Consider the following 24,717-nt stretch of genomic DNA (forward strand, 5'->3'; position numbering starts at 1 on the left):
CGTCCACGCCGCACCGCGGGCACACTCCCACGGCGTCGTCGCGGACGGCCGGCGTGCCGCTCAGCCGCGCCGGAAGCAGGTCACCGCGCCGGGCGCGGGACGCTCGGCGAACTGCTCGAAGCCGAGCCGCGGCGCCATCTCCCGGGCGTAGCTGTTGCCGTTGTAGACACAGATGGTGCCGACGCCGAGCCGGTCGATCGCCGCGGCCACCTCCGCCTCGGACGGGGTGATGGTCCCGTCGGCGAACTTGGCGAGCAGCAGCCGGTCCTTGGCGAAGTCGGAGTTCAGGTCGTACTCCACCAGGTAGAAGTCGCGGGGCAGGACCACCCGCACCCGGCTGGTGACAATCAGCGAGGTCCGCATGATCACCGACGGGGCGAGGACGAGCCCGTCCGGCCGGTCCAGGTCCTTGATCCAGAACGCGATCCCCTGTCGCTGCTGCGGCAGCTTCCAGGTCGGCCGGTCGTGCACGGTCACCCAGCTCTCCTTCGACCACATCGGGGTGGCGAAGACCGCGAACGAGGCGACCATGGCCGCCGCGACGCCGACGCCGACCACTCGGCGCAGCGCCGGCATCCGGGCGGGGATGTCCACCGTGCAGAGCAGCCCGACCAGCGTGGGCAGCGCCAGCAGCCAGGGCACCCGCCAGAGCACCACCGAGATGCCACTGAGGTCGCTCAGCAGCTCCAGCACCCCGGGGATGAGCAGCACGCTGAGCGTCAGGGTGCCGCCGGCGGCGAGCAGCGCCGGGGTGCGCCGGCGGGCCAGCAGCGGGCCGCACCACAGCGCCAGCCCGCAGATCACCCCGACCACGCCGATCATCAGCGTCCGCCGGTAGGTGTACTCGGCGTCGAAGAACGCGTCGTCCGCGCCGGTGGCGGCCGCCATGTCGAGGACCAGCTGGGAGACCACCACCGAGCCGACCGGGTACGTGACAGCGGCCGCGCCGGCCAGCAGCGCGTCCTTCCAGCGGCCGACCAGCAGCATGGCGAACGCCGCGGCGCCGACCAGCATCGGCAGGATGATCGCGGCGGTGGTGGTGAGCCCGGTCGCGGTCACCGAGAGCGCGACGATGAGCAGCAGGCCCCACCGGGAGCGGTTGTCGAACCAGTTGGTCAGGTAGAGCCACATCAGCGGGATGACCGCCGAGACGAACATGCCCTTGCCCTCGTAGAGCCGGGGCAGGTGGAAGGTGCCGAGCGCGGCGTCGCTGCCGGCCACCAGGTAGAGGAAGGCGACGGCCACGCTGAACGCGAGCAGCGGCCGGCGCGGGGCCCAGCGCTGCACCAGCCGCCAGAGGGCGAGGATGGCGAGCACCGCGAGCACCGGCAGCAGCACGTACCAGGTGGCCGAGGCGCCGTGGATGCCGAAGACCCGGCCCAGCGCCCCGGCGAACACCTCGATGGACGCGATCGGCGGCTGGGAACCCATCGGCGGCGCGACGTTCTCGGTGAACAGGAAGTCGTTCATCGGGATGATGTCCCGCTCGGCGATCCACACCGACTTGCCGACGTAGTAGACGTCGTCGGGGGTGTTGCGGGCGATGAAGAACGAGGAGATGGCGACCAGCAGCGAGACGACCAGCGCGTACCCGGACTGGAACGCGGTCGGCGCCGGCGCGACCGACGCGGTCACCGGCGAGCTCAGCCACATCCGGCGGATCAGCAGCATCCCGCCGACCGCCGCGACCGCCCCGGCGCTGGCCGGGACCCACCAGGACATCCCGTCGCCGGCCGTGGTGTTCGCCAGACCGGCGGTGACCGCGGCCACGGTCGCCGCGGCCAGCACCACGACCAGCCAGCGGCGGGGGTACCCGGCCGCCTCCCCGGTGGTGGCCGCCGGCGCGGCGGCCGTGGCCGGGTCGACCGGGGACGCCGCCGGGCGCCGTCGCACGGCCCGCAGCACCGCCACCCCGGCCAGCACCAGGCAACCGGCCAGCCAGATCGTGAAGGTCACCGACGGGGCCAGGCTGAACAGGAATGCCGCGTGGTAGAGCACCGTCCAGAGCGCGAACGCCAGCACGCCGGCGTCGGTGAGGACGGCGGGCGCGGCGGCGATCAGGGACCGGAGCCGGCCGGGTTCCGCCGGAGCCGGGGTCGCGGCCGCGGCGGAGCGCGGCGGGACGACGGCGACGTGGTCGACTTTCGACACGGGGGGTCCTTGTCGGTTGTACGGGCACGGTGTGGGCGATGAAACGGGACGACGGTGCCGGCGGGGCCCGTCGGCGACCCGACTGGCAAGCAGACTAGCCGGACCGTTCGGGCGCCGGTGTCCGGCGCGGGCGGCGCCGGCGGGTCGGCAGGTCAGCCGGTGACCGGGGCCTCCCGCTGTCGGGGCAGCGCCCCGTCCGCGCCCAGCCCGATCGCGACCGACTCGACCAGGGTGTCGAGGTAGCCGGTGGTGAGCGGGGTGCGGGCGATGGCGAGCCGCCAGTAGAGCGGGCCGACGATGAGGTCGACCGCCGCGTCCGGGTCGGTGTCGGCGGGCAGTTCGCCGCGCTGCACCGCGCGGCTGATCAGCCGGCCGCCGATCTCCTGCTGCCGGGCGCGCAGCACCCGCTGCAGGGTCTCGTCGATGGTCGGGTTGCGGGCCGCCTCGGCCAGCAGGTCGGGAATGATCTGCGAGGCCAGCGGGTGCCGCAACGCGTGCGCCACCACCTGGAAGAGCAGTTCGAGGTCGCCGCGCAGGGTCCCGGTGTCCAGCGCCGGCAGCTTGCCGCCGGCGGCGGCGGCGACGATGTCCAGCACGAGTTCCAGCTTCGAGCTCCACCGCCGGTAGATGGCGGTCTTGCTCACCCCGGCGCGGCGGGCCACCGCCTCGATGGAGAGCCGGCCGTAGCCGACGGCCGCGAGCTCCTGCATCAGGGCCCGGCGGATGGCCGTGGTGATGTCGTCACGGAGCACGGCCGCGCCGGCCGGCGTGCGCCGTTTCTCGGTCGTCACCTGGGACTCTTCTCGGCTGTCACGTGGAACAATGTAGCGCAACGACGGTACGGTTGCGTCCCGACGTGTTTTGAACTACGGTCCACGCAGCGACGGGGGCGGCGCTCCACGCACTGGCCACGCTAGATTCCATCGTCGCGCGCATCCCCGTCGAACCGAAAGATCGGAGCGCCCATCCATGGCCGACACGGCGCTGGCCGACCCCGACGCCGGCCTCACCCAGGCGCAGCTCGCCGCCCGGTACGGGCTGCGGGTCGCCGGCGAACGTCCCTCGCTGGCCGAGTACAGCCGGCGGCTCTGGCACTACCGGCACTTCATCTCCGCGTACGCGAACGCCAAGCTGGTCGCGTCGTTCAGCAATGCCAAGCTGGGGCAGCTGTGGCAGGTGCTCACCCCGCTGACCAACGCGGCGGTCTACTACCTGATCTTCGGCCTGGTGCTGGAGCAGCGGGAGATCCCGAACTTCATCGCGTACCTCTGCACCGGCCTGTTCATTTTCAACTTCACCCAGACGGCGGTGCAGAACGGCACCCAGTCGATCACCGGCAACCTGGGCCTGATCCGGGCGCTGCACTTCCCCCGGGCCTGCCTGCCGCTCGCGGTCACGGTCACCCAGTTCCAGCAGCTGCTCGGGGCGATGGTGGTGCTGATCGCGATCGTGCTGATCACCGGCGAGCCGCTCACCCTCGGCTGGCTGGTGCTGGTGCCGGCGATCCTGCTCCAGACGATCTTCAACGCCGGGCTCACCATGGCGGTGGCCCGCCTGGGCGCGAAGGTGGCCGACCTGAAGCAGGTCATGCCGTTCCTGCTGCGCGCCTGGATGTACGGCTCCGGGGTGCTCTACAGCGTCACGCTCTTCGCGGAGAACCTGCCCGGCTGGGCCACCCGGCTGGTCGAGCTGAACCCGATGCTGGTCTACATCGAGCTGGGCCGGGTCGCCCTGCTGGAGGACGCCCCGCTGCTCAACTCCTCCCTGCCGCAGCTCTGGCTGGTGGCGGTGGGCTGGGCGATCGTGATGGGCGCCGGCGGTTTCCTCTACTTCTGGCGCGGCGAACAGGAGTACGGCCGTGGTTGAGCACTTCGAGACGTCCAACGACGTGACGGTCACCCTGCCCCGGGTCCGGGAGCGGATCCCGACAGTGGTGGTCGACGACGCGCACGTGATCTACCGGGTGCACAAGGGCGCCGGCGGCGGTGGCGGGCCGGTGGGCGCGCTCAAGCGGATCGTGACCCGCACCTCCGCGCCGAACATCCGGGAGGTGCACGCGGTCAAGGGGGTCAGCTTCACCGCGTACCGGGGTGAGGCGATCGGGCTGATCGGCAGCAATGGCTCGGGCAAGTCGACCATCCTGCGGGCGATCGCCGGCCTGCTGCCGGTGAACCGCGGCGCGATCTACACCCAGGGCCAGCCCTCGCTGCTGGGCGTGAACGCCGCCCTCTTCAACGACCTCGCCGGCGAGCGCAACGTCGTACTGGGCTGCCTGGCGATGGGGATGCACCCGACGGAGGTGCAGCGGCAGACCCCGGAGATCATCGAGTTCTCCGGGATCAACCAGCGCGGCGACTTCGCCTCGCTGCCGATGCGTACCTACTCCTCCGGCATGGCCGCCCGGCTGCGCTTCTCGATCGCCGCGGCGAAGAAGCACGACGTGCTGCTCATCGACGAGGCGCTGGCCACCGGCGACAAGGGCTTCCGCAAGCGCAGCGAGCAGCGGGTGCGGGAGTTGCGGGAGAGCGCCGGCACGGTGTTCCTGGTCAGCCACCAGCTCTCCTCCGTCCGCGACACGTGCGAACGGACGATCTGGCTGGAATCGGGCGTCATCCGGATGGACGGCCCGACCGACGAGGTGGTCCGGGCCTACGAGGCGTTCGCCAACGGCAAGTAGGCCCAGCCATCGACCCGCGTGCGCGCGGGCCGCGTCGTCGCGTTGGGGCGGCGCGGCCGGCGCGTTAAGGTTCATCCCGTCGCCGCGCCGGCGGAACCTTCTGTTCACGTACCCCTGAGAGTGAGGATCGGCAATGACGCAGGACCACACCACTGGCCCGGACGCCGCGCCGCAGACCGCGGCGCCGTGGCGGCCCTCGCGGACGGTGGCGGTGGTCCTGGCGGGCGGCACCGGGACCCGGCTGGGCCTCGGCATCCCGAAGCAGCTGCTGAAGATCGCCGGCAAGCCGATCATCGAGCACACCCTGGCGGTCTTCGAGGCGGCCCCGGAGATCGACGAGATCATCGTGCTGATGGCCGCCGGCCACGTCGCCGACGCCCAGCGGATCGTCGAGAAGGCCGGCTTCCGCAAGGTCACCAAGGTCATCGAGGGTGGTGACACGCGCAACGCCACCACCCGGATCGCGCTGGAGGCGGTCGGCGCGGGCGACTGCAACATCCTCTTCCATGACGCGGTGCGGCCCCTGGTCAGCGGCCGGATCGTGCGGGAGTGCGTGAACGCGCTCTGGACGTACTCGGCGGTCGACGTGGCCATCCCGTCGGCCGACACGATCATTCAGGTCGATGAGGACGACTGCATCACCGACATCCCGGTGCGCTCGTCGCTGCGCCGCGGGCAGACCCCCCAGGCGTTCCGCTCCGGCACCATCCGCGAGGCGTACCGGCGCGCCGAGAGCGACCCGGACTTCGCCGCCACCGACGACTGCGGCGTGGTGCTGCGCTACCTGCCGGGCACGCCGATCAAGGTGATCGACGGCTCGGACGAGAACATCAAGGTCACCCACCCGGTCGACGTGCACCTGGCGGACAAGCTCTTCCAGCTCGCCGCCGCCCAGGCGCCCCGGCTGACCGACCACCGCAGCTACACCGAGGAGCTGACCGGCCGGACGATCGTGATCTTCGGCGGCAGCTACGGCATCGGGCACGACCTGGCCGAGCTGGCCCGCGGCTACGGCGCCCAGGTCTTCCCGTTCAGCCGCTCCAGCACCGGCACCCACGTCGAGCGCGCCGCGGACGTCGAGGCCGCGCTGAAGACCGCTTTCGAGGCCACCGGCCGGATCGACCACGTGGTGGTCACCGCCGGCATCCTGGAGAAGGGCGCCCTCGTCGAGATGGACGAGGAGACCATGGACCGGGTACTCCAGGTCAACTTCGTCGGGCCGGTCATCGCCGCCCGGCAGGCGCTGCCCTACCTCCAGCAGACCAAGGGTCAGCTGCTGCTCTACACCTCCAGCTCCTACACCCGGGGCCGGGCCCAGTACGCGCTCTACTCCTCCACCAAGGCCGCCCTGGTCAACCTCACCCAGGCGCTGGCCGACGAGTGGGCCGAGTTCGGCGTACGGGTCAACTGCGTCAACCCGGAGCGGACCGCCACCCCGATGCGCACCAAGGCGTTCGGTGAGGAGCCGGAGCACACCCTGCTCGCCGCCGAGACCGTCGCCCGGGCGTCGCTGGACGTGCTGATCTCCGACCTCACCGGGCAGGTCATCGACGTACGCCGGGCGCCGGGCGAGGTGCCCGCCCAGCCGACGCCGGCGCAGGCCGACCAGGCGGCGGGCGCCGCCGTCGGCGGCTGACCCGGGCGCGGCGACGGCGGGAGGCGCAGCCGAGATGCGTGGTGACCTGGTCCGGAAGCTGATCGCCCGGGGCCTGACCACCGGGCTGGCCGTGCTGGCGTTCCTGGTGGTGGCGCTGACCGGCGCCACCGGCTGGGGGCTCGGCCTGGCGGTGGCCGCGCTCGCCGCGGCGGCGTGGGAGCGGCGGGTCCGGCCCGGCGCCGACAGCGTGCCGGAGACCGTGCTGGTCGCGGCCAGCATCCTGGTCGGCTACGCCCGGCGGCTCGACGCCGGGTTCGATCCCGTGCTGGCCGTCACCGCGCTGGTGCTGCTGGGCCTGGTGCTGCTCGTCGGGCCGCTGCGCGACGCCGGCAACCTGGAGATCCGGGCCGCCAACCTGCCGGTGCGCGGCTGGACGCCGCTGGTCGCCGCCCGGCTGGGCAGCGCCCTGCTCGGGCTGCTCGCGGTGGTCGCGCTGGCGGCCGCGTTCGCGCTGCCCGCCGCCGTCGCGCTGGTCGCCAGCCTGCTGGTCGGCGCGAGCGCCGGCGCGGTCGGCCTCGACCTGGCCCGGCGGCGGTTCCGGCCGCCGGCCGGCGGGTCGGCGGTGACCCGGGCGCTGCGCCGGCACCAGCCCGAGTTCCTGCTGCACTTCTCCGCGCCGCCCGGCTCCGAGTACCAGGTCACCATGTGGCTGCCGTACCTGGAGCGGATCGGCCGGCCGTTCCTGGTCATGGTGCGCGAGCCGGAGTTCCTGCGCAGCATCGCGGCGGCCACCACCGCCCCGGTGGTCTACTGCCCCACGCTGAAGGCGATGGACGAGGCGCTGGTGCCGAGCCTGCGGGTGGCCTTCTACGTCAACCACGGCGCCAAGAACAGCCACTGCATCCGGTTCACCCAGCTCACCCACGTGCAGCTGCACCACGGCGACAGCGACAAGGCGCCCAGCGCCAACCCGGTCTCGGCGATCTTCGACCGGATCTTCGTGGCCGGCGAGGCCGCCATCGACCGGTACGCCCGGGCCGGGGTGGAGATCCCGGCGGAGAAGTTCGAGGTGGTCGGCCGCCCGCAGGTGGAGGCGATCAAGGTCCGCCCGGAGCCGGCGCGCGGCCTGGCGCAGCCGACGGTGCTCTACACGCCGACCTGGACGGGGCACCACGCGGACGCCAACTACTGCTCGCTGCCGGTGGCGGAGACGCTGCTGCGACGGCTGCTGGCACGCGGGGCCACGGTGATCCTGCGGGCGCACCCGTACACCGCGCAGAACCCGGCCTCGGCCCGGCAGCTGGGCCGGCTCACCGAACTGCTGGCCGCCGACCGGGCGCGCACCGGCCGGCAGCACGTCTTCGGCGCCGCCGCCCGCGAGCTGACCCTGACCGAGTGCGTGAACCGCTCGGACGCGCTGGTCTCCGACGTGTCCGGGGTGATCTCCGACTACCTCTACTCGGGCAAGCCGTACGCGGTGACCGACATGGGCGGCGACGGTGACCGGTTCACCGAGCGGTTCCCGCTGGCCGGCTCCGGCTACGTGCTGAGCCGGGACATGGCCAACGTGGACGAGGTGCTCACCGCGCTGCTCGACACCGACCCGCTGGCACCGGACCGGTGGGCGACCCGGCGGCGCTACCTGGGCGACTTCCCCGCCGAGTCGTACGCGGAGGCGTTCCTGGCCGCCGCCCGCCGGGAACTCGACCGGGGCGGCCGGCCGCCGGCGCCGCGTACGGGCGGGCTGCCGGTCGAACCGGAGGCCGTCTCCCCCGCCACCTGACTCCGCCCGAACATCCGGCGCGGTGCCGGTGAAATCGGTCAAGAGGGACTTATCCTACGTCGAGTCCCGATACCCGAGTCCTGCGAGTCGACATGGCTGACACCGCGCTCTCCCCCGCCTTCGTCCACCCCACGGCCGACGTCGAGGAGGGCGCGTACGTCGGGGACGGCACGAAGGTCTGGCACCTGGCGCACATCCGGTCCTCCGCCCGGGTGGGCGCCGGCTGCGTCATCGGCCGCAACGTGTACGTCGACGCCGGCGTGACGGTCGGCGACCTCGTGAAGATCCAGAACAACGTCTCCGTCTACCAGGGCGTCACCCTTGAGGACGAGGTCTTCGTCGGCCCGTGCGTGGTCTTCACCAACGACCTGCGCCCCCGCGCGCAGAACCCGGACTGGACGGTCACGCCGACCCTGGTCCGCCGGGGCGCCTCGATCGGCGCCAACGCCACCCTGGTCTGCGGCATCGAGGTGGGCGCGTACGCGATGGTCGCGGCCGGTTCGGTGGTGACTCGGGACGTGCCGCCGTACCAGCTCGTGGCCGGGAACCCGGCCCGCCCGCTGGGCTGGGTGGACGCCCGGGGCGAGGTGATCTCCCGCGACCCGGGCACCCGCCCCGCCGGCCTCGACCTGGCCTGATCGGCCGACCTCAGAGCTGACCGGCGGCCTCGGGGCTGACCGGCCTCGCCTCGGCCTGGGCTGACCGGAGGGGCCCGGCCGGGTGGTCAGCCGCCGATCACGATCCGGCGGACGCCGGTCCAGCGCGCCGGGTCGGTGATCCGGCGACCGTCCACCAGCACCCGTACCGAGGGCAGGTCGGCGGGGGTCAGCGACCGGTACTCCGGGTGGTCGGCCTGGATCACCGCGGCGGTGACGGCCTGGTCGTCGTACGCCGGCAGCCCCAGCGCGGTCAGCTCGGCGGCCGTGTACATCGGGTCGCAGACGTACGGCCGGGCACCCCGGGCGCGCAGCGCGTCGACGGTCGGGAAGACGCCGGAGAAGGCGGTCTCCTTCACCCCGCCCCGGTAGGCGGCGCCGAGGACCAGCACCTCCACTCCGGTCAGGTCGCCGTACGCGGTGGCCAGCAGATCGACGGCGTACTGCGGCATCTGGGCGTTCGCCTCCCGGGCGGCGCGGACCACGCTGGCGGCCGGGTCGTTCCACAGGTACATCCGCGGGTAGACCGGGATGCAGTGCCCGCCCACCGCGATGCCGGGCTGGTGGATGTGGCTGTACGGCTGGGTGTTGCAGGCCTCGATCACGGTGGTGACGTCCACCCCGACGGTGGCGGCGAACCGGGCGAACTGGTTGGCGAGGCCGATGTTCACGTCCCGGTAGGTGGTCTCGGCCAGCTTCGCCAGCTCCGCCGCCTCGGCCGAGCCGAGGTCCCACACGCCGTTGGCGCGGGGCAGGTCCGGCCGGGGGTCGAACTGGAGCACCGACTCGTAGAACGCCACGCCCCGCGCTGTCGACGCCCGGTCCACGCCGCCGACCAGCTTCGGGTAGCGGCGCAGGTCGGCGAAGACCCGGCCGGTGAGCACCCGCTCGGGGCTGAACACCAGGTGGAAGTCCTCGCCCACGGTCAGCCCACTGCCCTGCGCCAGCATCGGGCCGAACCGGTGCCGGGTGGTGCCGACCGGCAGCGTGGTCTCGTAACTGACCAGGGTGCCCGGCCGGAGCCCGGCCGCCACCGCCCGGGTGGCGTCGTCCATCCAGCCGAAGTCCGGCAGCCCCCGGTCGTCCACGACGAGCGGCACCACCAGGACCACCGCCTCGGACCGGGCGACGGCCGCCGCGGTGTCGGTGGTGGCCGACAGCAGGCCGGCCGCCACCGCCTCCTTCAGCCGGACGTCCAGGTCGGCCTCGCCCGGGAACGGGACCGCCCCGTCGTTGACCAGCCCGACGACCCGCTCGGAGACGTCGGCGCCGACCACCCGGTGCCCGCTCGTCGCGAACTGCACGGCGAGCGGCAGCCCGATCTTCCCGAGGGCGACGACACAGATGTTCATGGCTCTTCCTTCTTCGTCTTGGAAACGGCGGCCGGCCGACCCGGTGGCGCGGGCACTACGGCGACAACGAGCCGGCCGGGCGGTTGGTGCGGAGTGGCCCGGATCCGGGCCCGGTCAGAACCGCGGGATGGATGAGGCGCTCAGGACAGCGCGACGGTCGCCGCGGCTACGGGTGCGAGGTCGGTGTCGATCGCCACCGTGCTGCCCTCGGCCGCGGACTGGAGCAGCGCGGCGGCGACCCGCACCGTGCGCAGCCCCTGCCGCAGGGTGACGATGTCGCTCTGCTTGCCGTCGACCGCGTCGCGGAACCGTTCGTGCTCCACCAGGAGCGGTTCGCGCTTCGGGATCGCGTACCGGACCATGTCGCCCTCGGCCACGCCACGGAAGGCGCGCAGCGCCTCCCATTCGGTGTCGATCGCCCCGTTGGCGTACCAGGTCAGGTCGGCGGTGAGGGTGTCGGCGACGAAGCAGCCCCGCTCGCCGGTGACCACGGTGGACCGTTCCTTCAGCGGGCTCAGCCAGTTGACCAGGTGGTTGACCATCGCGCCGCCGGCCAGCTGGCCGACCGCGGCGACCATGTCCTCGTGCAGCCGGCCGCTGCGCGAGACGGTCCGCGCCGACACCGTCCGGTACTCCCGGCCGACCACCCAGCTGGTCAGGTCGATGTCGTGGGTCGCCAGGTCCATCACCACGCCCACGTCGGCGATCCGGTGCGGGAACGGCCCCTGCCGCCGGGTGACCACCTGGAACACCTCGCCCAGCTCGCCGGCCTCCAGCCGCAGGCGCAGGCTCTGCAGGGCCGGGTTGTACCGCTCGATGTGGCCGACCCCGGCCACCAGGCCGGCGGCCTCGAACGCCTCGACCAGGCGGCTCGCGGCGGCCACCGACTGGGCGAGCGGCTTCTCGATGAGCGCGGGCACGCCGCTGGCGGCCAGCGCCAGCCCGACCTGCTCGTGCAGCGCCGTCGGGCAGGCGACCACGGCGTAGTCGACGCCGATCGCCAGCAGGCCGTCCAGGTCGGGCACCACCGGCACCCGCAGCGCGCTGGTCGGGTCGCCCGCCGGGTCGACGATGCCGACCAGCTCCACCCCGTCCAGGGCGGCGAGGACCCGGGCGTGGTTACGCCCCATGGCGCCGAGACCGATCAGGCCGGCGCGCAGCCGGGCCCGCGTCATCGGGCACCCCCGGCGAGGTTGGCGGCCTCGGCGATCCGCTCCAGGTCCTGCTGGGACACCGCCGGGTGCACCGGCAACGAGATCACCTCGGCGGCGGCCCGGTCGGTCTCCGGCAGCTCCCACGGGCCCGGTCGGCCGTCCTCGGCGAGGTAGGGCCGCAGGCGGTGGATCGGCGTGGGGTAGTGAACGGCGTTGCCGACGCCCAGCTCGGTGAGGCGCCGGCGGGCCGCGTCGCGGCGACCACCCGGCACCCGCACCGTGTACTGGTGGTAGACGTGCCGGGCGGCGTCGGCGACCGGCGGGGTGACCATGCCGGTGATCCGGGCGTCGAGCAGCTTCGCGTTGGCCCGCCGCTGCTCCGTCCACTCCGGCAGCTGGCGCAACTGCACCCGGCCGATCGCCGCGGCCACGTCGGTCATCCGCATGTTGGCGCCGACGATCTCGTTGGCGTACCGCTGCTCCATGCCCTGGTTGCGCAGCAGCCGCAGGGTACGGGCCAGCTCGCCGTCGGCGGTGCTGACCATGCCGCCCTCCAGCGAGTGCATGTTCTTCGTGGGGTAGAAGCTGAAGCAGCCGGCCGTGCCGAACGCGCCGACCGGCCTTCCCGCCAGGGCGGCGCCGTGCGCCTGGGCGGCGTCCTCGACCACGGCGAGCCCGTGCCGGTCGGCGACCGCCATGATCCGGTCCATCGCGGCGGGGTGCCCGTAGAGGTGCACCGGCAGGATCGCCACCGTGCGGTGGGTGACCGCCGCGGCAACCGCCGCCGGGTCCAGGCAGAAGCTGCCGGGTTCGATGTCGACGAAGACCGGCCGGGCGCCGACCAGCCGGATCGCGTTGGCGCTGGCGGCGAAGGAGAACGACGGGACGATCACCTCGTCGCCCGGGCCGAATCCGAGCGCCATCAGGGTCAGCTGCAGGGCGGAGGTGCCCGAGTTCACCGCGACACAGTGCCGGCCGGCGACCAGCTCGCCGAACTCCTCCTCGAACGCGGCGACCTCCGGCCCCTGCGCGACGCGGCCGCTGCGCAGCACCCGTACCGCCGCCGCGATCTCGGCCTCGCCGATGACCGGCCTCGCCGGTGGAATCTCTTCTGTGGTCAGCCCGACCATGGGGCTTCCTCCCGTCGAACAGCGACCGCGTCCGGGTCCGGACGCGGCGCCATGTCGTTCAGATGTGGACAGGAGGGGTGGTGGGGTTACCGCCGGACGATCCGCTGGGGTTGGTGCGGAAGGATCACCCGGACAAACAGGACGCCCGGCGCACTCCGGGACGTACGGGCATGTTATCCCGAGTGCTCCGGGCATGGCGGCACAACACCCTCATCCCGCCGGGAACCGCAGCGGCGGGGATCAGCGGTACGGGTCGACCAGGGCGAGCACCGCCTCCGGGTCCTCCACGTGCGCGTTGTGCCCGAGTCCGGGCAGCGTCACCACCGGCACGCCGAACTCCTTGAGCTGCTCGTCGGAGACCATCGGGTCGCGCTCGCCCCGGGCCAGCACCACCGGCGCGTCGGTCGCCGCCAGCAGGGCCGGCAGGCGCGGCTCCCCCACCGCGAACGCGGCCGGGTCCATCGCCAGCCGCCAGCGGCCGTCGACCTGCCGCAGTCCGGCCTCCACGGCCGGATGCTCGGGGGCGAACAGTCCGGTCAGCCCGGCCACCTTCAGGTAGCGGCGGGCCGCCTCGTCGCGGGTCGCGAACCAGGTGACCGGGCGGGCGGCCAGCTCCGCGGCCCGGTCCAGTTCGGCCGGTGACCAGACGGCCTTGATGCCGAGCCCGACCACCGCGTCCACCGTCAGCCCGGCGGTACGCGCGGCCAGCGCCAGCCCCACCACGCCGCCGAGGGAGTGCCCCAGCACGACCAGCCGGTCACCCGGCTTGAGCCCGCCGGCGACCTGCCCGGCCAGCCCGGCGAAGGAGTACCGCGGCAGCGGCGGGGACCAGCCGTGCCCGGCCAGGTCCGGGGCCAGCCACCGGCCGGCCCACCGGCGCTCCAGCAGCGGCGCCCAGGGCAGCCACACCTCGCCGGTGGCGCCCATGCCGTGCAGCAGCAGCAGGAGCGGCCGCCGGCCGTCCCGGGTACCCGATTCGTCGACCATAGGGCGCAGTGTGCCACCGGTCGGACGGCCGGGGCGAGAGCCGGCCGCCGCTACACGTCGGGCGCCGGCCCCCCGGATGGGGAGCCGGCGCCCGACGGCAGTGGCGCGGAGGTGCGGATCAGGCGGAGTAGCCGCGGGTAGCCGCCCAGTTCGCCAGGTCGATGGTGGTCATCCAGTACGAGGCGGTCGCCGGGTTCGCCGAGTCGGCGATCTTCACCAGCCGGCCGTCGTCGTCGTAGCCCACCACCGCGATGTAGTGCCCACCGGGGAAGGAGTGCCAGCCGCCGTTGGTGTCGGTCGCGCTGCCGGCGACGTTCACCACGACACCCCGCTTGTCGGTGATGGCCCGGACCACGTCGGCCTGGAGCTGGTCCATCTGGGCCGGGGTGGCCGCCCCGCCGGAGATCATCCGGGTCCGGTACGGGTCGCCCTTCACCATGGCGTTGAGCACGCGGGTGGTGTCGTTGGCGGAGTTGGTGCCCATCTCGGTGGTGCCCAGCTGGGCGCCGAGGGCGTCCTGGGTACGGTCGATGCCGGCGGCGCTGAGCGCGTTCCGCACGGCGGCCGGGCCGCAGTTGTAGAAGGTCGTCTGGGCCTGGTAGTCGTAGTTGAGGATCTTGCGCGACGGCGGCTTCGGCGCCGCCTTGCGGGTCAGGTCCGGGTTCGGCGCGGCCGACGAGGCGGCGGCCGAGGGGGCGGCGCTGGACGGCGCGGCGCCGGACGGGGCGGTGCCCAGCCGGGCCTCGCCACGCGAGGCGGCGGCTGGCGCGTCACGCAGTTCGGCCACCGTGGCCTGGGCCGGCGCCGAGGTCGGGGCCTCCTCGGTGCCGGCGGCGAGCGCGCCGGCGCCGGAGGCGAGGACCAGGGCCGCGGCGGAGGCGGCGGCCACCTGGTAGGGGCGTTCGGTGGCGATGCGCCGCAACTGGCGCTTCAGGTGGTGCTTCACGGTTCCTCCACGGGGACTCGGGGGGCGAGCGGCGCACGGGCGGTGCCGGCGGGCAGGCCGGCTCGACCACGCGGACCCCTGGTCCGCGGGTGGGTGGGCCGCTCAGGAAGACGCCCGGATGTCGGGCGGGGCGGTTGCCGGTCGGTCAGCTCGCGATCGGGGCGAGCGGTACGGACACCGCGGGGCCGTGGAGGCGGGGGGACAACCGAAGGGTGGGATCGTGCTGCACGAGGATGGAACTCCTTCCGACGCCGCCGACCGGGTTAGCTGACGGATTCGGGCGGGAAGTACGCCCTACCACGGGCCGCAGCCCGCAGATTCACCCCAAAGGAGCATTGGTTCCCCGGTTCGTATGATCACGATTAGGCGGGTCGGCGCGGCGTCGCCTCTTGCGATCGGTAACCGCACCAGACGGGCCGACATTACTGGTCGGTCAGAAGCCTGCCAACCCCTGTCCACCTGCGTAAACCTGTCTCCGCCCGACAATTTTGCGGTCAGTTACGCACTGGCGTGACTCGATGGGACAGGCCTCTCCGACGCCGTTACCGGGCGACAACCGGACAATGGTGCGGTGCGGTCCAGGAATTGTCGACCCGCCTCGACCCGTCCGTGCCGAATGACCGATTTCTCGCCGGCTGTGACCGGCGTCACCGGAATATTTCCCGATCAACCAACCCGAGCGGGACGCCAGCGGGCCGGGGCGACCGGACGGGCCGGCACCGACACGCGGCCCGGCTCCGGCCGGCCCGGCCGGAGCCGGGCCGCGGCGGCGTACGCCTCGGCGGCCAGGGCTCGGGCCGCCTCGGCGGCCAGCTCGGCGTCCCGCCACGCCGACCGCTCCCGCTCGGCGGCCAGCCGGTAGCCGGCCCGGCGCTGCTCGCGTACCGCCCGGGCGAGCACGATCTCCTGCTGCACCGGGTGCCGCCGCGGGTCCCAGCCAGCCCGGTGGCAGAACACGTCGGACAACTGCCGAGCCGACAGCTCCCCCCGCCAATGGGCGGCCATCGCCGCGTGGTGCAGCCACCGCTCCCGGGCGGCGTACTCGGCCGGCGTGCGCGGGGTGCGCGGGGCGGGCAGGGCAGCGGCCCCGACGAACCGGCGAGCGGCGGTCTCCGCCTCGTCGTACGCCTGCCAGGCGCGCTCCACCTCCGCCTGCGCGGCGAGCCAGTCGGCGCGCCGCCGCCGGGCGGTCTGCGCCGCCCGGGTCGCGGCGACGGCCACCTCCTCGGCGTACCGGCGCAGGTCGGCGAGGTCGGGTTCGGCCGGCTCGGCGGCCGCCGGGGCGGGCTCCTCGTCGGTGGCGCGCTCGGGGCGGGCGACCAGCACGGTGAGCACGGTCAGCGCCAGCACGAGCAGGCCGGACCAGATGGCCGCGGCGCGCGGCACGTCGATCAGAAACTGGTGGTAGAGGACGGTCTCCAAGGTCGGCACCTCACGGGGGAAGCGGATGCGGAAGCGGGAGCCGCGTCCGGGCGTCGTGGGGACACGCCGAGGCCGGACGGGTGCGGAACCGGGGATCGCGGGCGGGGGCGTCAGCCGCCGCGGCGGATCAGACGCGCGGCGGGGCGCGCGGGGCCCGGACGGCCGGGACCGACCCGGCCGGCGCCGGCGCGGCGTCGTGGCGCGGTGCTGGCGAGGCATCGACCGGTGTCGGCTCGGTGACCGGACCAGCCGGCTCGGCGCGCTGCTCGGCGCCGACGGCCGTCGACGCGGACCCGGCGCGCGCGTCGGCGTGCACGGACGCGGCGGAGCACGCCGCCGGCTCCGGCTCGGCCGGGGCGGCAACCGCGCCGGGTGTGCCGAGGGCGATCGCGACGGCGACGGCGAGGCCGGCCGTCAGCCGCGCGGCCCAGCGCGCCACCCACCACAGCGGACAGGCGAGCGCGACCGGAAGCACGACGACAACGCTACCGTCCGGTCCGGTCCCCCGCACCGCCGCCGGGCGTGTCGCGGCTTCGCCGCGCCGAGGGCGCCGACCAGGGTGGACGGCTCAGCGCGAGTCGACGTACGCCGATGGCCGGTCGAGCGTGCGCGGACCCGGCACGGCAACCTGCGCGACCGTCGGGCCGGCCGGGGCCGGCAGCGGGTCCGGCGCCGCGACCGCCGCCGGGCCGCCGATCGTCCGCTTCGGACGGCGCGGAGCCAGCCGGCGCATCATCGGCGTCTCGACGTACCGATGCAGCAACGCGGCCAGACCCAGGTTCAGCAGCAGGAAGCCGAGCACCACGGCCACTCCCCACCAGCCGGTGAAGCCGGTCCCCCAGTCCCCGGTGAGCCGGAGCACGGTGATCATCACGAAGACGTGCACCAGGTAGAAGGCGAACGAGACCTCACCGAGCCAGACCATCGGCCGGGACCGCCACGGTGAGCGCCGGCCCCGCACGTCGGCGTCCGCCGCCGCGGTGATGACCAGGATGTACGCCACCGAGAGCAGCGCCGCCCACAGCTCGGCCCGGACCCACTGAGCGGCGACCACCCAGGTGACCGCGAAGATCAGGCTGGCCAGCGGCAGGCCCGGCCCCCGCCAACGGCCACGACGCATCAGCTCGGCCGCGGCCACTCCCATCCAGAACTCGAGCGACCGCACCGGCGGGAAGACCTGGGTGAACCACCAGCGGTCGGCCTCGGGCACCAGGGCCTGACCGGGCCAGAGCGCGAGGATGAGCAGCGGCACCCCGACCACCACCGCCCACAGTGCCCACGGCCGGGCCCGGCGCACCAGCGGCAGCACCAGCGGCAGGCAGAAGTAGAAGAAGAACTCGCAGGACAGCGACCAGCTGACCGTGTTGACGCTGTAGAAGTGGCCGGGTCGAGGGTCCCAGGCCTGCAGAAGGAAGAGGTTCTCCAGCGCGGCGCCGACGTTGACCGGGTCGGCGAACCAGAGCCCCACCAGCAGCACCAGCGCCCAGAGCAACAGGTGGTTGGGGTAGATCTTGGCGAACCGGCGCCGCCAGAAGGCCCGCCGGGAGTCGCCCGGCCGGGCCGACCAGACCAGCACGAACCCGCTCAGGATGAAGAAGAACTGCACGCCGGACAGACCCAGGGTGAAGAACCAGTTCACCACGGCCTGGTGGTCGGGCTCGGCGATGATCCGCATCGTGCCGGCGTGGAAACCGAAGACCAGCAGCGCGGCGATCCAGCGCAGCCCGGTCAGCGACGGCAGCCGGCTTGCGGACGGCGCGGCGGGGGCGGCGGCCGTCATGCCCCACTCCCGGCCGTCGGCGAGGTGACCAGCACGTACGTCTCCTTCTCGGCGGCGGCGCGGGCGACCCGCGGCCGGAGCGCCGCAGGTGGCGCCCGGGGCGGAGTCCCGCCCGGGCACCCTACCCGGCGGCGCCGACCGGCTGACCGGGCCGGGGCACGGCGGTGACGGGCGTCTGTGCACAGGGCGGCCGGTGGCCTAATATTCCCCGAACCCTCAGGTGCGAGCCGCCCGGCCTTGGTGGCCGGCCGGAGTCGAGCGGTGACGCGGTGTGCGCCCGGAACGCTCCCGAGGGCGGACGAGAGGCGGAGCGGCGAGATGCACCAGCGGATCCTGATGCGGGCCAAGAAGGGCCCGTTCGACGTCTACTCCGCGGAGGAGGCGTTCGAGGGCAACTGGATCGGCGAGAACAACGGCAACCTCGTCTTCAGCCACGCCGCCCACAAGCTGCTCAAGACCCGCAGCACCGAGATCACCTCGAACCAGTTCAAGATCGACCTGCGCGAGGCCGACCTGGTCAACGAGCGGTACGACGTGTTCGTCATCCCGCTCGCGAACGCCTTCCGGCGCAGCTACGCGCACCGGCTCGTCACGATGACCAAGTTCATCGAGCGGCTGAAGATCCCGGTGGTGGTGCTCGGCGTCGGCGTGCAGACCGACGTCAACGGCGACCGGGAGTACCTGCGGCCGATCGACGACGTGGTCACCCGGTTCGTCCGGGCGGTGCTCGACCGGTCGCACAGCATCGGCGTACGGGGCGAGATCACCGAGGGCTACCTGCGCACCCTGGGCTTCTCCGCGGTCGACGTGATCGGCTGTCCGTCGATGTTCCTGCACGGCGACAGCCTGCGGGTGGAGAAGAAGAAGGCCGCCCTCGACCGGGACGACCGGGTGGCGCTGACCATCTCCCCGTACGTCAAGTCGATGGCGAAGATCATCGCCGCGCACCACGAGCGTTACCCCAACCTGCGCTACCTGCCGCAGGACCTGAAGACCCTGGGCACCCTGCTCTACGGCGACGCGCCGGAGGACCGGGGCAAGACCGCGGCGATCCCGATCCACACCTCGCACCCGCTGTTCGTCGAGGACAAGGTGCGGATGTTCCTCGACCCGTGGACCTGGATGGACTACCTCTCCGGGTTCGAGTTCGCCTTCGGCACCCGGATCCACGGCACCATCACCGCGCTGGTCTCCGGCACCCCCGGCTACCTGTTCGCGCACGACTCGCGCACCCTGGAACTCGCCCGCTACTTCGACATCCCGCACCGGGTGATGAAGGACGTGCCGGCCGACGTCGACGCCGCGCAGCTCTACGACGAGGCCGACTACACGGCGCTGAACGACGGCCACAAGGCGCGGTACGAGACCATGCTGTCCTTCCTGGCCAAGCACGACCTGGGCAACTCGTTCGCCGACGGCGACAGCGCCGCCCGCTTCGACGCCGAGGTGCGGGCGACCACCTTCCCGCCCGCCGTGCGGCCGGCCGCCGCCACCGACCGGGACGCCCTGCTGGCCCGGGTGCAGTGGCTGCGCGACCGCAACGCCGGGCTCCAGCAGGAGGTGGAGACGCTGCGGGAGCAGCAGTTGCGGGCCCGGGTCCGGCGGGCGGTCGGCGGCCCGGTGCGGCGCATCCTGAACCGTTAACCCGCCGCTCGGCGGACGTTCGATGACTCCACCTCCGCCGGCCACGTGAGGTTCCGGCGCCGGCCACCCTCGGGGTCGAGGGTGGCGGCGTGGTCACTGAGCCGACGCAACCGCCGCTGCTGAGCATCGTCGTCCCGGTGTACGGCGTCGAGGCGTATCTGTACCAGTGCCTCGAGTCGGTCCGGGCCGACATCCCGGCCGGCGAGGCGGGCACGGTGGAGATCGTCGCCGTGGACGACGCCTCGCCGGACCGTTGCGGGGAGATGCTGCGTTCGTACGCCGCCGGCCGCGCCGGCGTCCGTACCGTGCACCTGACCAGCAACGTCGGGCTGGGGCTCGCCCGCAACGCCGGGCTCGACGTGGCCACCGGCCGGTACGTCTGGTTCGTCGACAGCGACGACTGGCTGCCGCCGGGGACGATCCCGGCGGTGCTGGACCGGTTGCGGGCGCACCAGCCCGACGTGCTGATGCTGGACCACCTGCGGGTGCACGAGAACGGCCGGCGGGAGGTCGACGCGAGCAGCCACCTGCTGCGCGGCATACCGGGCGTGGTGCGCCTGGCCGACCAGCCGCGGCTGCTGCGGGTGCAGCACACCGCGTGGAACAAGGTGGTCCGCCGGGACTTCCTGACCGATCTGGAGCTGCGCTTCCACCCCGGCTGGTACGAGGACATCCCGTTCAGCCACCCGCTGCTGATCGGCGCGGAGAAGATCTCGGTGCTGGACCGGGTCTGCTACCTGTACCGGCAGGGCCGGCTCGGCGCGATCACCTCCACCCGCAGCGGCCGGCACTTCGACGCGTTCGACCAGTACGAGCGGCTGCTGGACTGGGTGCGCCGGCGCCACCCGGACGAGCGACTGCACGCCGAGCTGTTCCAGCTGATGGTCAACCACTACCTGGTGGTGGCCGGCAACGACGACCGGCTGCACCCGCACCTGCGGCGCGCCTTCTTCCGCCGGGTCGCCGAGCACTACCGCCGCTACCTGCCCGCCGCTGGCTACCCCCGGCCGGGCGGGGTGGCCGGGCTCAAGCACCGGCTGGTGGGCCGGAACAACTACCTCGCGTACGCGGCGCTGCGCCGGGCCCACCGGCTGACCGGCCGGCTGCGCCGCGCTCCCGAGCCCGCGCGGCCTGACCCGGCCGCCGCGGCCGACCCGACGGCGCCGGAGACCGCGCGGGCGGAGGCGCTGATCGGGCGCGGGCAGCCGTGAGGGGCGCCGCGCCCGGCGGCCCGTCGGGAGCCGGGCGGCACCCGGCGTCCGCGTTTCCAGGTCGGCCGCGCGAGCAGCGGCCGGCGACGCCAGGACCGCACCCGGTGCGGACGGACGGACAGAGGTCGGCATGACGACGACAGTGAAGATCGGACCGCACGTGGTCGGGGCCGGGGAGCGACCCTTCGTGGTCGCCGAGATGTCCGGGAACCACAACGGTGACCTGGATCGGGCGCTGGCCATCGTGGACGCGGTCGCGGCCAGCGGGGCGCACGCGCTCAAGCTCCAGACGTACCGGCCGGACACCATCACCATCGACGTCGACACGCCCGACTTCCGCATCTCCGGCGAGCACGAGCTGTGGGGCGGGGAGAACCTCTACCGGCTCTACGAGCGGGCGCACACCCCGTACGAGTGGCACGAGCCGATCTTCGCGCGGGCCCGGCGGCACGGGCTGACCGTCTTCTCCTCGCCGTTCGACGCCTCCGCCGTGCGGCTGCTGGAGGAGCTGGACGCCCCGGCGTACAAGATCGCGTCGTCGGAGCTGGTGGACCTGCCGCTGATCCAGCTGGTCGCGAGCACCGGCAAGCCCCTGGTCATCTCCACCGGGATGGCCACCGTCGCGGAGATCGACGCCGCCGTGCGCACCGCCCGGGATGGCGGCGCCGCCGGCATCGTGCTGCTGGCCTGCACCGCGTCCTACCCGGCGCCGCCCGCCGACAGCAACCTGCGCCGGCTGCCGGTGCTGGCGGACGCGTTCGGCGCGCCGGTCGGGCTCTCCGACCACACCCCGGGGATCGGCGTGGCGGTGGCCTCGGTGGCGCTGGGCGCCTGCTTCATCGAGAAGCACGTGACCCTCGACCGGGCCGACGGCGGGGTCGACGCGGACTTCTCGCTCGACCCGGGCGAGCTGGCGGCCCTGGTGGTCGAGTCCGAGCGGGCGTACGCCGCCCTCGGCGGCACCGCGATCGGCCCGACCCCGGCCGAGCGGGAGGGGCTGCGCTTCCGCCGCTCGCTCTTCGTGGTCGAGGACGTCCGCGCCGGCGACCCGGTGACGGCGGCCAACGTCCGCTCCATCCGGCCCGCGGGCGGCCTGCCGCCGGTGGAGATCGACCGGGTGCTCGGCCGCACCTTCACCGTCGACGTCCCGCGCGGCACTCCGCTGAGCTGGGACCTGATCTGACCCACCCGGCCACCCGGCCACCCGGTCCCGCTGCCCCGGCACGGCGCCACGCGCCGGCTGGGGCAGCTCGACAGTTCCCGCGCCGGTGGTCGAAACCCGGCGCGTTCATCAAGGTAAGCGCCGGTTCAGCCGGCGGTCGGTGGCGGGGCGAAGGCGACGGTGACCACCAGGTCGCCCAGGCGCAGGGTGCGCCAGAGCGCACCGGTACCCGGCGGGACGACCAGGCCGTGCCGGCGCCACCAGGCGGCCATCGGCACGTCGGCGAGCTTGCAGAGGCACTCCGCGCGGGTCCACCGGGCCCAGAAGTCGGCCGTGCCGAAGCGGCCAGCCAGCGCCGGCGGGACGGCCGCCGCGACCCGCTCCGCGTCGACGGCCACCCGCCAGCCGGCGGTCGGGCCGTACCAGCCGACGCACCGGCCGTCGTCGAGGTGGCTACGGGTGACCGCCGTGGCCAGCTCGGCGGGGGTACCGACCCGCAGGTGCCGGTCAGCGGCGCCGAGCAGCGCCGGCACCGGGCGCGGCCCGGCCGCCGACGCCAACCGAGTCACCGGCGCGGGCGGCGCGGGCCGGACGACCCCGGCCGGCTCAGACGGACGCGGCACCGTCGACCACGATGACCTGGCCGTTGATGTTGGTCTGCTCGCGGAGCAGCATCCGCACCACCGGCACCACCTCCGCCGGCTCGGTGAGGTGACCGGTCGGGGTACGGCGCACGATCTGGTCGAGCTGGGTGGGCCCGAGCACGGCGGACATCTCCGAGGCGAAGAAACCCGGGGCGACCGCGTTGACCAGCATCCGGCCGCCGAGTTCCCGGGCCAGCGACCGGGTGGCGGCGTCCATCCCGCCCTTGGTGGCCGAGTACGCGACCAGGCCGGGGAAGCCGCGCTGCGCGCAGATCGAGGTGACGTTGACGATCCGCCCGCGCCGCCCCCGGGCCAGCAGCCGGCGGACCACCAGCCGGGTGAGCCGCAACGGTGCGGTCAGGTTGGTCTCGACGATCCGGCCGATGTCCTCGGCGGCGGTGTGGGCGTGCAGCGAGTCCTGCCCCACCGCCGCGTTGTTCACCAGGCCGTCGACCGGGCCGAGTCGCTGCTCCGCCGCCCGCAGGAAGGCACTCGTGGCGGCGTGGTCGGTGACGTCCACCGCGTCGACGTGCGTCCGGTCCGAGTGCTCGGCGGCGAGCTTCGCCAGCTCCGGGGTGACGGTACGGGCGAAGGCGGCCACCCGTACCCCCCGCTCGACCAGGTCGGTGACGATGGCCAGGCCCAGTCCGCGGGAGCCGCCCGAGACGAGCACCACCGAGGCGGGCGGGACGGGTTGGGGGTCGGCGTGCTCAGACATCGCTCTTCAGGGTCTCCTTGACGGGGATCTCGGTCAGCACCCGGATCCGGCGGGGCACGGCGTGGTCGGGCAGTCGGTCCGCGCACCAGCGGACCAGGGCGGCCTCGTCGGGCGGCTCGGGGGCGTCCGGCGCCGGGACCACCTCGGCGACCACCATCCGGCCGAGCAGCGGCGCCCGGCGACCGGTGACCCGGGCCCACGCCAGCCCCGGGTGCGCGGTGAGCACGTCGCGGACCAGGCCGGCCGACACCTTGCTGCCCCCGACGTTGATCTCGTCGGAGTCGAGCCGCCCGGTGATCAGCACCCGGCCGTCCGCCACCCGCACCCGGTCGCCGGTGCGGACCGGGCCGGCCAGCCCGACCCCGTGGTACGGCGAGGTGATCACCAGCTCGTCGCCACGTACGGAGAGGGTGGGCCGGCCGGGGACGTCCCGGTCCAGCCAGTCGACCGGGAAGCCGGCCCGGCCGTCGTGCACCACGATCGAGGCGCCGACCTCCGACGAGGCGTAGATCCAGGAGATCCGGGCAGCCGGGAACAGCTCCCGCAGCTGGTCCAGGATCGCCTGGTCGACCGGCTCCCCGCCGAGGGTGAGCTGGCGCAGCGGCACCCGGGCCAGCGCGGCGGCGTCCCGGTACAGGGTGCGCCGCCAGAAGGTCGGGGTGCCGGACACCGCGTCGACGCCGTGCGCCGCGGCGAGCACCGGCCACTCGTCCAGCTCGTCCGGCTCGACCACCACCAGGTGCTGCCCGGGCTGGGTCAGGGACAGCGTCACCACCTGCCACCAGGCGTAGCTGCCCGGCGCGTACGGGCAGAGCCAGGTGCGCTCCGGCTGGGGGCCGCGGACGGTGGTCAGCGAGTCGAGGGTGTGCCCGACCCGCTTGGGCCGGCCGGTGGACCCGGAGGTCAACAGCCAGAGCCGCCCCGGCTCGGGCGGGCGCGACCGGCCGGAGCCGTCGCCGGCGGCCCGGACCCCGGCGTCGCCGCCGTCCTGACCACCCCCGTCGCCCGGGGCGCCCCCGCCGGCCGGGCCCCGGTCGGCCCGGGCGCCGTCGTCGGTCGGGACGCCGCCGTCGGTCCGGGCGCCCTCGCCGATCCGGGCGCCACCATCGAACCCGGCGCCGTCGTCGGGCCGGGTGCCGTTGTCGCCGAGGGTGGTGACGGTGAAGCCGGCGGCGCGCAGCTCGGCCCGCATCGCCTGGTCGACCCGGCCGGGCGTGCCGAGCAGCAGCTCGGTGCCGTACACCGCGTGGTGGCGGGCCGCGGCGAGGGCGGCCCGGGCCGACCGGGCGAGCACCGCGGCCGGGTCGGGCAGGGCCAGCTCGGGCAGCGCCCGCCAGTCGATCGCGACGCCACCGACGACCAGCCGGTTGTCGGCGCCCGCCGGCTCTCCGGTCGCGGGCGGGCGGGCGGCGGAGACGGTCACTGCCGCTGCAGCTCGACGAGGAAGTCGAGCACGTCGCCGACGGTGGCGATGCGGCGCAGGCCGGGCGCGTCGAAGTTCAGCTCCTCGCCCGTCTCGTCCTCCACCCGCAGGGCCAGTTCGGAGAAGTCCAGCGACCGGAAGCCGATCTCCCGCAGCTGCGCGGCGTCGTCGTCGGGCAGCGCCCGGCCCTGGTTCCGCAACACCTGCGCCATGAGGTCGCGAATCTGCGCGCGACTCAATTCTTCCATGCGCCGGAGTGTACCGCCCGAAGAATGGATAT

The 24,717-nt window shown here is 73.9% G+C and carries 22 protein-coding genes and 1 riboswitch; of the genes, 8 read left to right on the forward strand and 14 right to left on the reverse strand.

What is annotated here, in order from left to right; all coding sequences use genetic code 11:
* Positions 1–60 precede the first annotated feature (60 nt).
* Positions 61–2,151: a DUF6077 domain-containing protein gene (locus GA0070609_RS18970; protein WP_088995026.1), complete on the reverse strand. Its 2,091-nt coding sequence runs from the start codon at positions 2,149–2,151 to the stop codon at positions 61–63.
* 152 nt (positions 2,152–2,303) lie between these two features.
* On the reverse strand, positions 2,304–2,903 hold the full coding sequence (locus GA0070609_RS18975; protein WP_172899532.1) for a TetR/AcrR family transcriptional regulator: 600 nt from the start codon (positions 2,901–2,903) through the stop codon (positions 2,304–2,306).
* Positions 2,904–3,120: 217 nt separating this feature from the next.
* Between GA0070609_RS18975 and GA0070609_RS18980 the strand changes: the two genes are divergently transcribed.
* From GA0070609_RS18980 to GA0070609_RS19000, 5 genes are all read left to right on the forward strand, one after another.
* Positions 3,121–4,017, forward strand: a complete 897-nt coding sequence (locus GA0070609_RS18980; protein ID WP_088995028.1) for an ABC transporter permease — start codon at positions 3,121–3,123, stop codon at positions 4,015–4,017.
* Complete coding sequence (locus tag GA0070609_RS18985; protein ID WP_088995029.1) at positions 4,010–4,828, forward strand: ABC transporter ATP-binding protein; 819 nt, start codon at positions 4,010–4,012, stop codon at positions 4,826–4,828. The genes GA0070609_RS18980 and GA0070609_RS18985 overlap by 8 nt, the downstream gene beginning before the upstream one ends.
* A gap of 133 nt (positions 4,829–4,961) precedes the next feature.
* On the forward strand, positions 4,962–6,464 hold the full coding sequence (locus GA0070609_RS18990) for a bifunctional cytidylyltransferase/SDR family oxidoreductase (protein ID WP_088995030.1): 1,503 nt from the start codon (positions 4,962–4,964) through the stop codon (positions 6,462–6,464).
* Between the two features lie 34 nt (positions 6,465–6,498).
* On the forward strand, positions 6,499–8,208 hold the full coding sequence (locus GA0070609_RS18995) for a CDP-glycerol glycerophosphotransferase family protein (RefSeq protein ID WP_088995031.1): 1,710 nt from the start codon (positions 6,499–6,501) through the stop codon (positions 8,206–8,208).
* A 92-nt stretch (positions 8,209–8,300) separates the two neighbouring features.
* Positions 8,301–8,846: an acyltransferase gene (locus tag GA0070609_RS19000; RefSeq protein ID WP_088995032.1), complete on the forward strand. Its 546-nt coding sequence runs from the start codon at positions 8,301–8,303 to the stop codon at positions 8,844–8,846.
* Between the two features lie 86 nt (positions 8,847–8,932).
* Here the strand turns inward: GA0070609_RS19000 and GA0070609_RS19005 are convergent, their stop codons facing one another.
* The 8 genes from GA0070609_RS19005 to GA0070609_RS19040 all read right to left on the reverse strand — a co-directional run bounded on the left by GA0070609_RS19005 (position 8,933) and on the right by GA0070609_RS19040 (position 17,635).
* Positions 8,933–10,216: a nucleotide sugar dehydrogenase gene (locus GA0070609_RS19005; RefSeq protein WP_088995033.1), complete on the reverse strand. Its 1,284-nt coding sequence runs from the start codon at positions 10,214–10,216 to the stop codon at positions 8,933–8,935.
* A 140-nt stretch (positions 10,217–10,356) separates the two neighbouring features.
* Positions 10,357–11,391 (reverse strand): Gfo/Idh/MocA family protein, encoded by a 1,035-nt coding sequence (locus tag GA0070609_RS19010; RefSeq protein ID WP_088995034.1) that lies wholly within the window; start codon positions 11,389–11,391, stop codon positions 10,357–10,359.
* Positions 11,388–12,500 carry a DegT/DnrJ/EryC1/StrS family aminotransferase gene (locus GA0070609_RS19015; protein WP_088995035.1) on the reverse strand — a complete coding sequence of 371 codons (1,113 nt, stop codon included), beginning with the start codon at positions 12,498–12,500 and terminating at the stop codon, positions 11,388–11,390. The genes GA0070609_RS19010 and GA0070609_RS19015 overlap by 4 nt, the downstream gene beginning before the upstream one ends.
* A gap of 240 nt (positions 12,501–12,740) precedes the next feature.
* A complete protein-coding gene (locus GA0070609_RS19020; RefSeq protein ID WP_088995036.1) occupies positions 12,741–13,487 on the reverse strand; it encodes an alpha/beta fold hydrolase in 747 nt (248 codons plus the stop codon).
* A 118-nt stretch (positions 13,488–13,605) separates the two neighbouring features.
* A complete protein-coding gene (locus tag GA0070609_RS19025) occupies positions 13,606–14,433 on the reverse strand; it encodes a C39 family peptidase (RefSeq protein WP_088995037.1) in 828 nt (275 codons plus the stop codon).
* 237 nt (positions 14,434–14,670) lie between these two features.
* Positions 14,671–14,812: riboswitch (cyclic di-AMP (ydaO/yuaA leader) on the reverse strand.
* A gap of 287 nt (positions 14,813–15,099) precedes the next feature.
* On the reverse strand, positions 15,100–15,864 hold the full coding sequence (locus GA0070609_RS19030) for a hypothetical protein (RefSeq protein ID WP_172899367.1): 765 nt from the start codon (positions 15,862–15,864) through the stop codon (positions 15,100–15,102).
* 118 nt (positions 15,865–15,982) lie between these two features.
* A complete protein-coding gene (locus GA0070609_RS19035) occupies positions 15,983–16,330 on the reverse strand; it encodes a hypothetical protein (protein WP_088995039.1) in 348 nt (115 codons plus the stop codon).
* A gap of 93 nt (positions 16,331–16,423) precedes the next feature.
* A complete protein-coding gene (locus GA0070609_RS19040) occupies positions 16,424–17,635 on the reverse strand; it encodes an acyltransferase family protein (RefSeq protein ID WP_088995040.1) in 1,212 nt (403 codons plus the stop codon).
* A 318-nt stretch (positions 17,636–17,953) separates the two neighbouring features.
* Between GA0070609_RS19040 and GA0070609_RS19045 the strand changes: the two genes are divergently transcribed.
* The 3 genes from GA0070609_RS19045 to pseI all read left to right on the forward strand — a co-directional run bounded on the left by GA0070609_RS19045 (position 17,954) and on the right by pseI (position 21,673).
* A complete protein-coding gene (locus GA0070609_RS19045; protein WP_088995041.1) occupies positions 17,954–19,279 on the forward strand; it encodes a polysaccharide pyruvyl transferase family protein in 1,326 nt (441 codons plus the stop codon).
* An 89-nt stretch (positions 19,280–19,368) separates the two neighbouring features.
* Positions 19,369–20,490, forward strand: a complete 1,122-nt coding sequence (locus tag GA0070609_RS19050) for a glycosyltransferase family 2 protein (RefSeq protein WP_088995042.1) — start codon at positions 19,369–19,371, stop codon at positions 20,488–20,490.
* A gap of 130 nt (positions 20,491–20,620) precedes the next feature.
* Positions 20,621–21,673 (forward strand): pseudaminic acid synthase, encoded by a 1,053-nt coding sequence (gene pseI, locus GA0070609_RS19055; protein WP_088995043.1) that lies wholly within the window; start codon positions 20,621–20,623, stop codon positions 21,671–21,673.
* 125 nt (positions 21,674–21,798) lie between these two features.
* Here pseI and GA0070609_RS19060 read toward each other — a convergent pair whose 3' ends face one another.
* Genes GA0070609_RS19060 through GA0070609_RS19075 form a run of 4 tightly spaced genes read right to left on the reverse strand, consistent with a single transcriptional unit; the run spans position 21,799 to position 24,685 of the window.
* Entirely contained in the window at positions 21,799–22,275 is a 477-nt protein-coding gene (locus GA0070609_RS19060) for a hypothetical protein (protein WP_231928336.1), read from the reverse strand.
* Positions 22,259–23,014, reverse strand: coding sequence for an SDR family NAD(P)-dependent oxidoreductase (locus GA0070609_RS19065; protein ID WP_088995044.1), 756 nt, complete (start codon positions 23,012–23,014; stop codon positions 22,259–22,261). The genes GA0070609_RS19060 and GA0070609_RS19065 overlap by 17 nt, the downstream gene beginning before the upstream one ends.
* Complete coding sequence (locus GA0070609_RS19070; protein WP_231928337.1) at positions 23,007–24,437, reverse strand: AMP-binding protein; 1,431 nt, start codon at positions 24,435–24,437, stop codon at positions 23,007–23,009. The genes GA0070609_RS19065 and GA0070609_RS19070 overlap by 8 nt, the downstream gene beginning before the upstream one ends.
* Entirely contained in the window at positions 24,434–24,685 is a 252-nt protein-coding gene (locus tag GA0070609_RS19075; RefSeq protein ID WP_088995045.1) for an acyl carrier protein, read from the reverse strand. Before GA0070609_RS19075 ends, GA0070609_RS19070 begins: the two co-directional genes overlap by 4 nt.
* Positions 24,686–24,717: the final 32 nt, after the last annotated feature.

It is taken from the genome of Micromonospora echinaurantiaca, from assembly GCF_900090235.1.
Taxonomy (GTDB): domain Bacteria; phylum Actinomycetota; class Actinomycetes; order Mycobacteriales; family Micromonosporaceae; genus Micromonospora; species Micromonospora echinaurantiaca.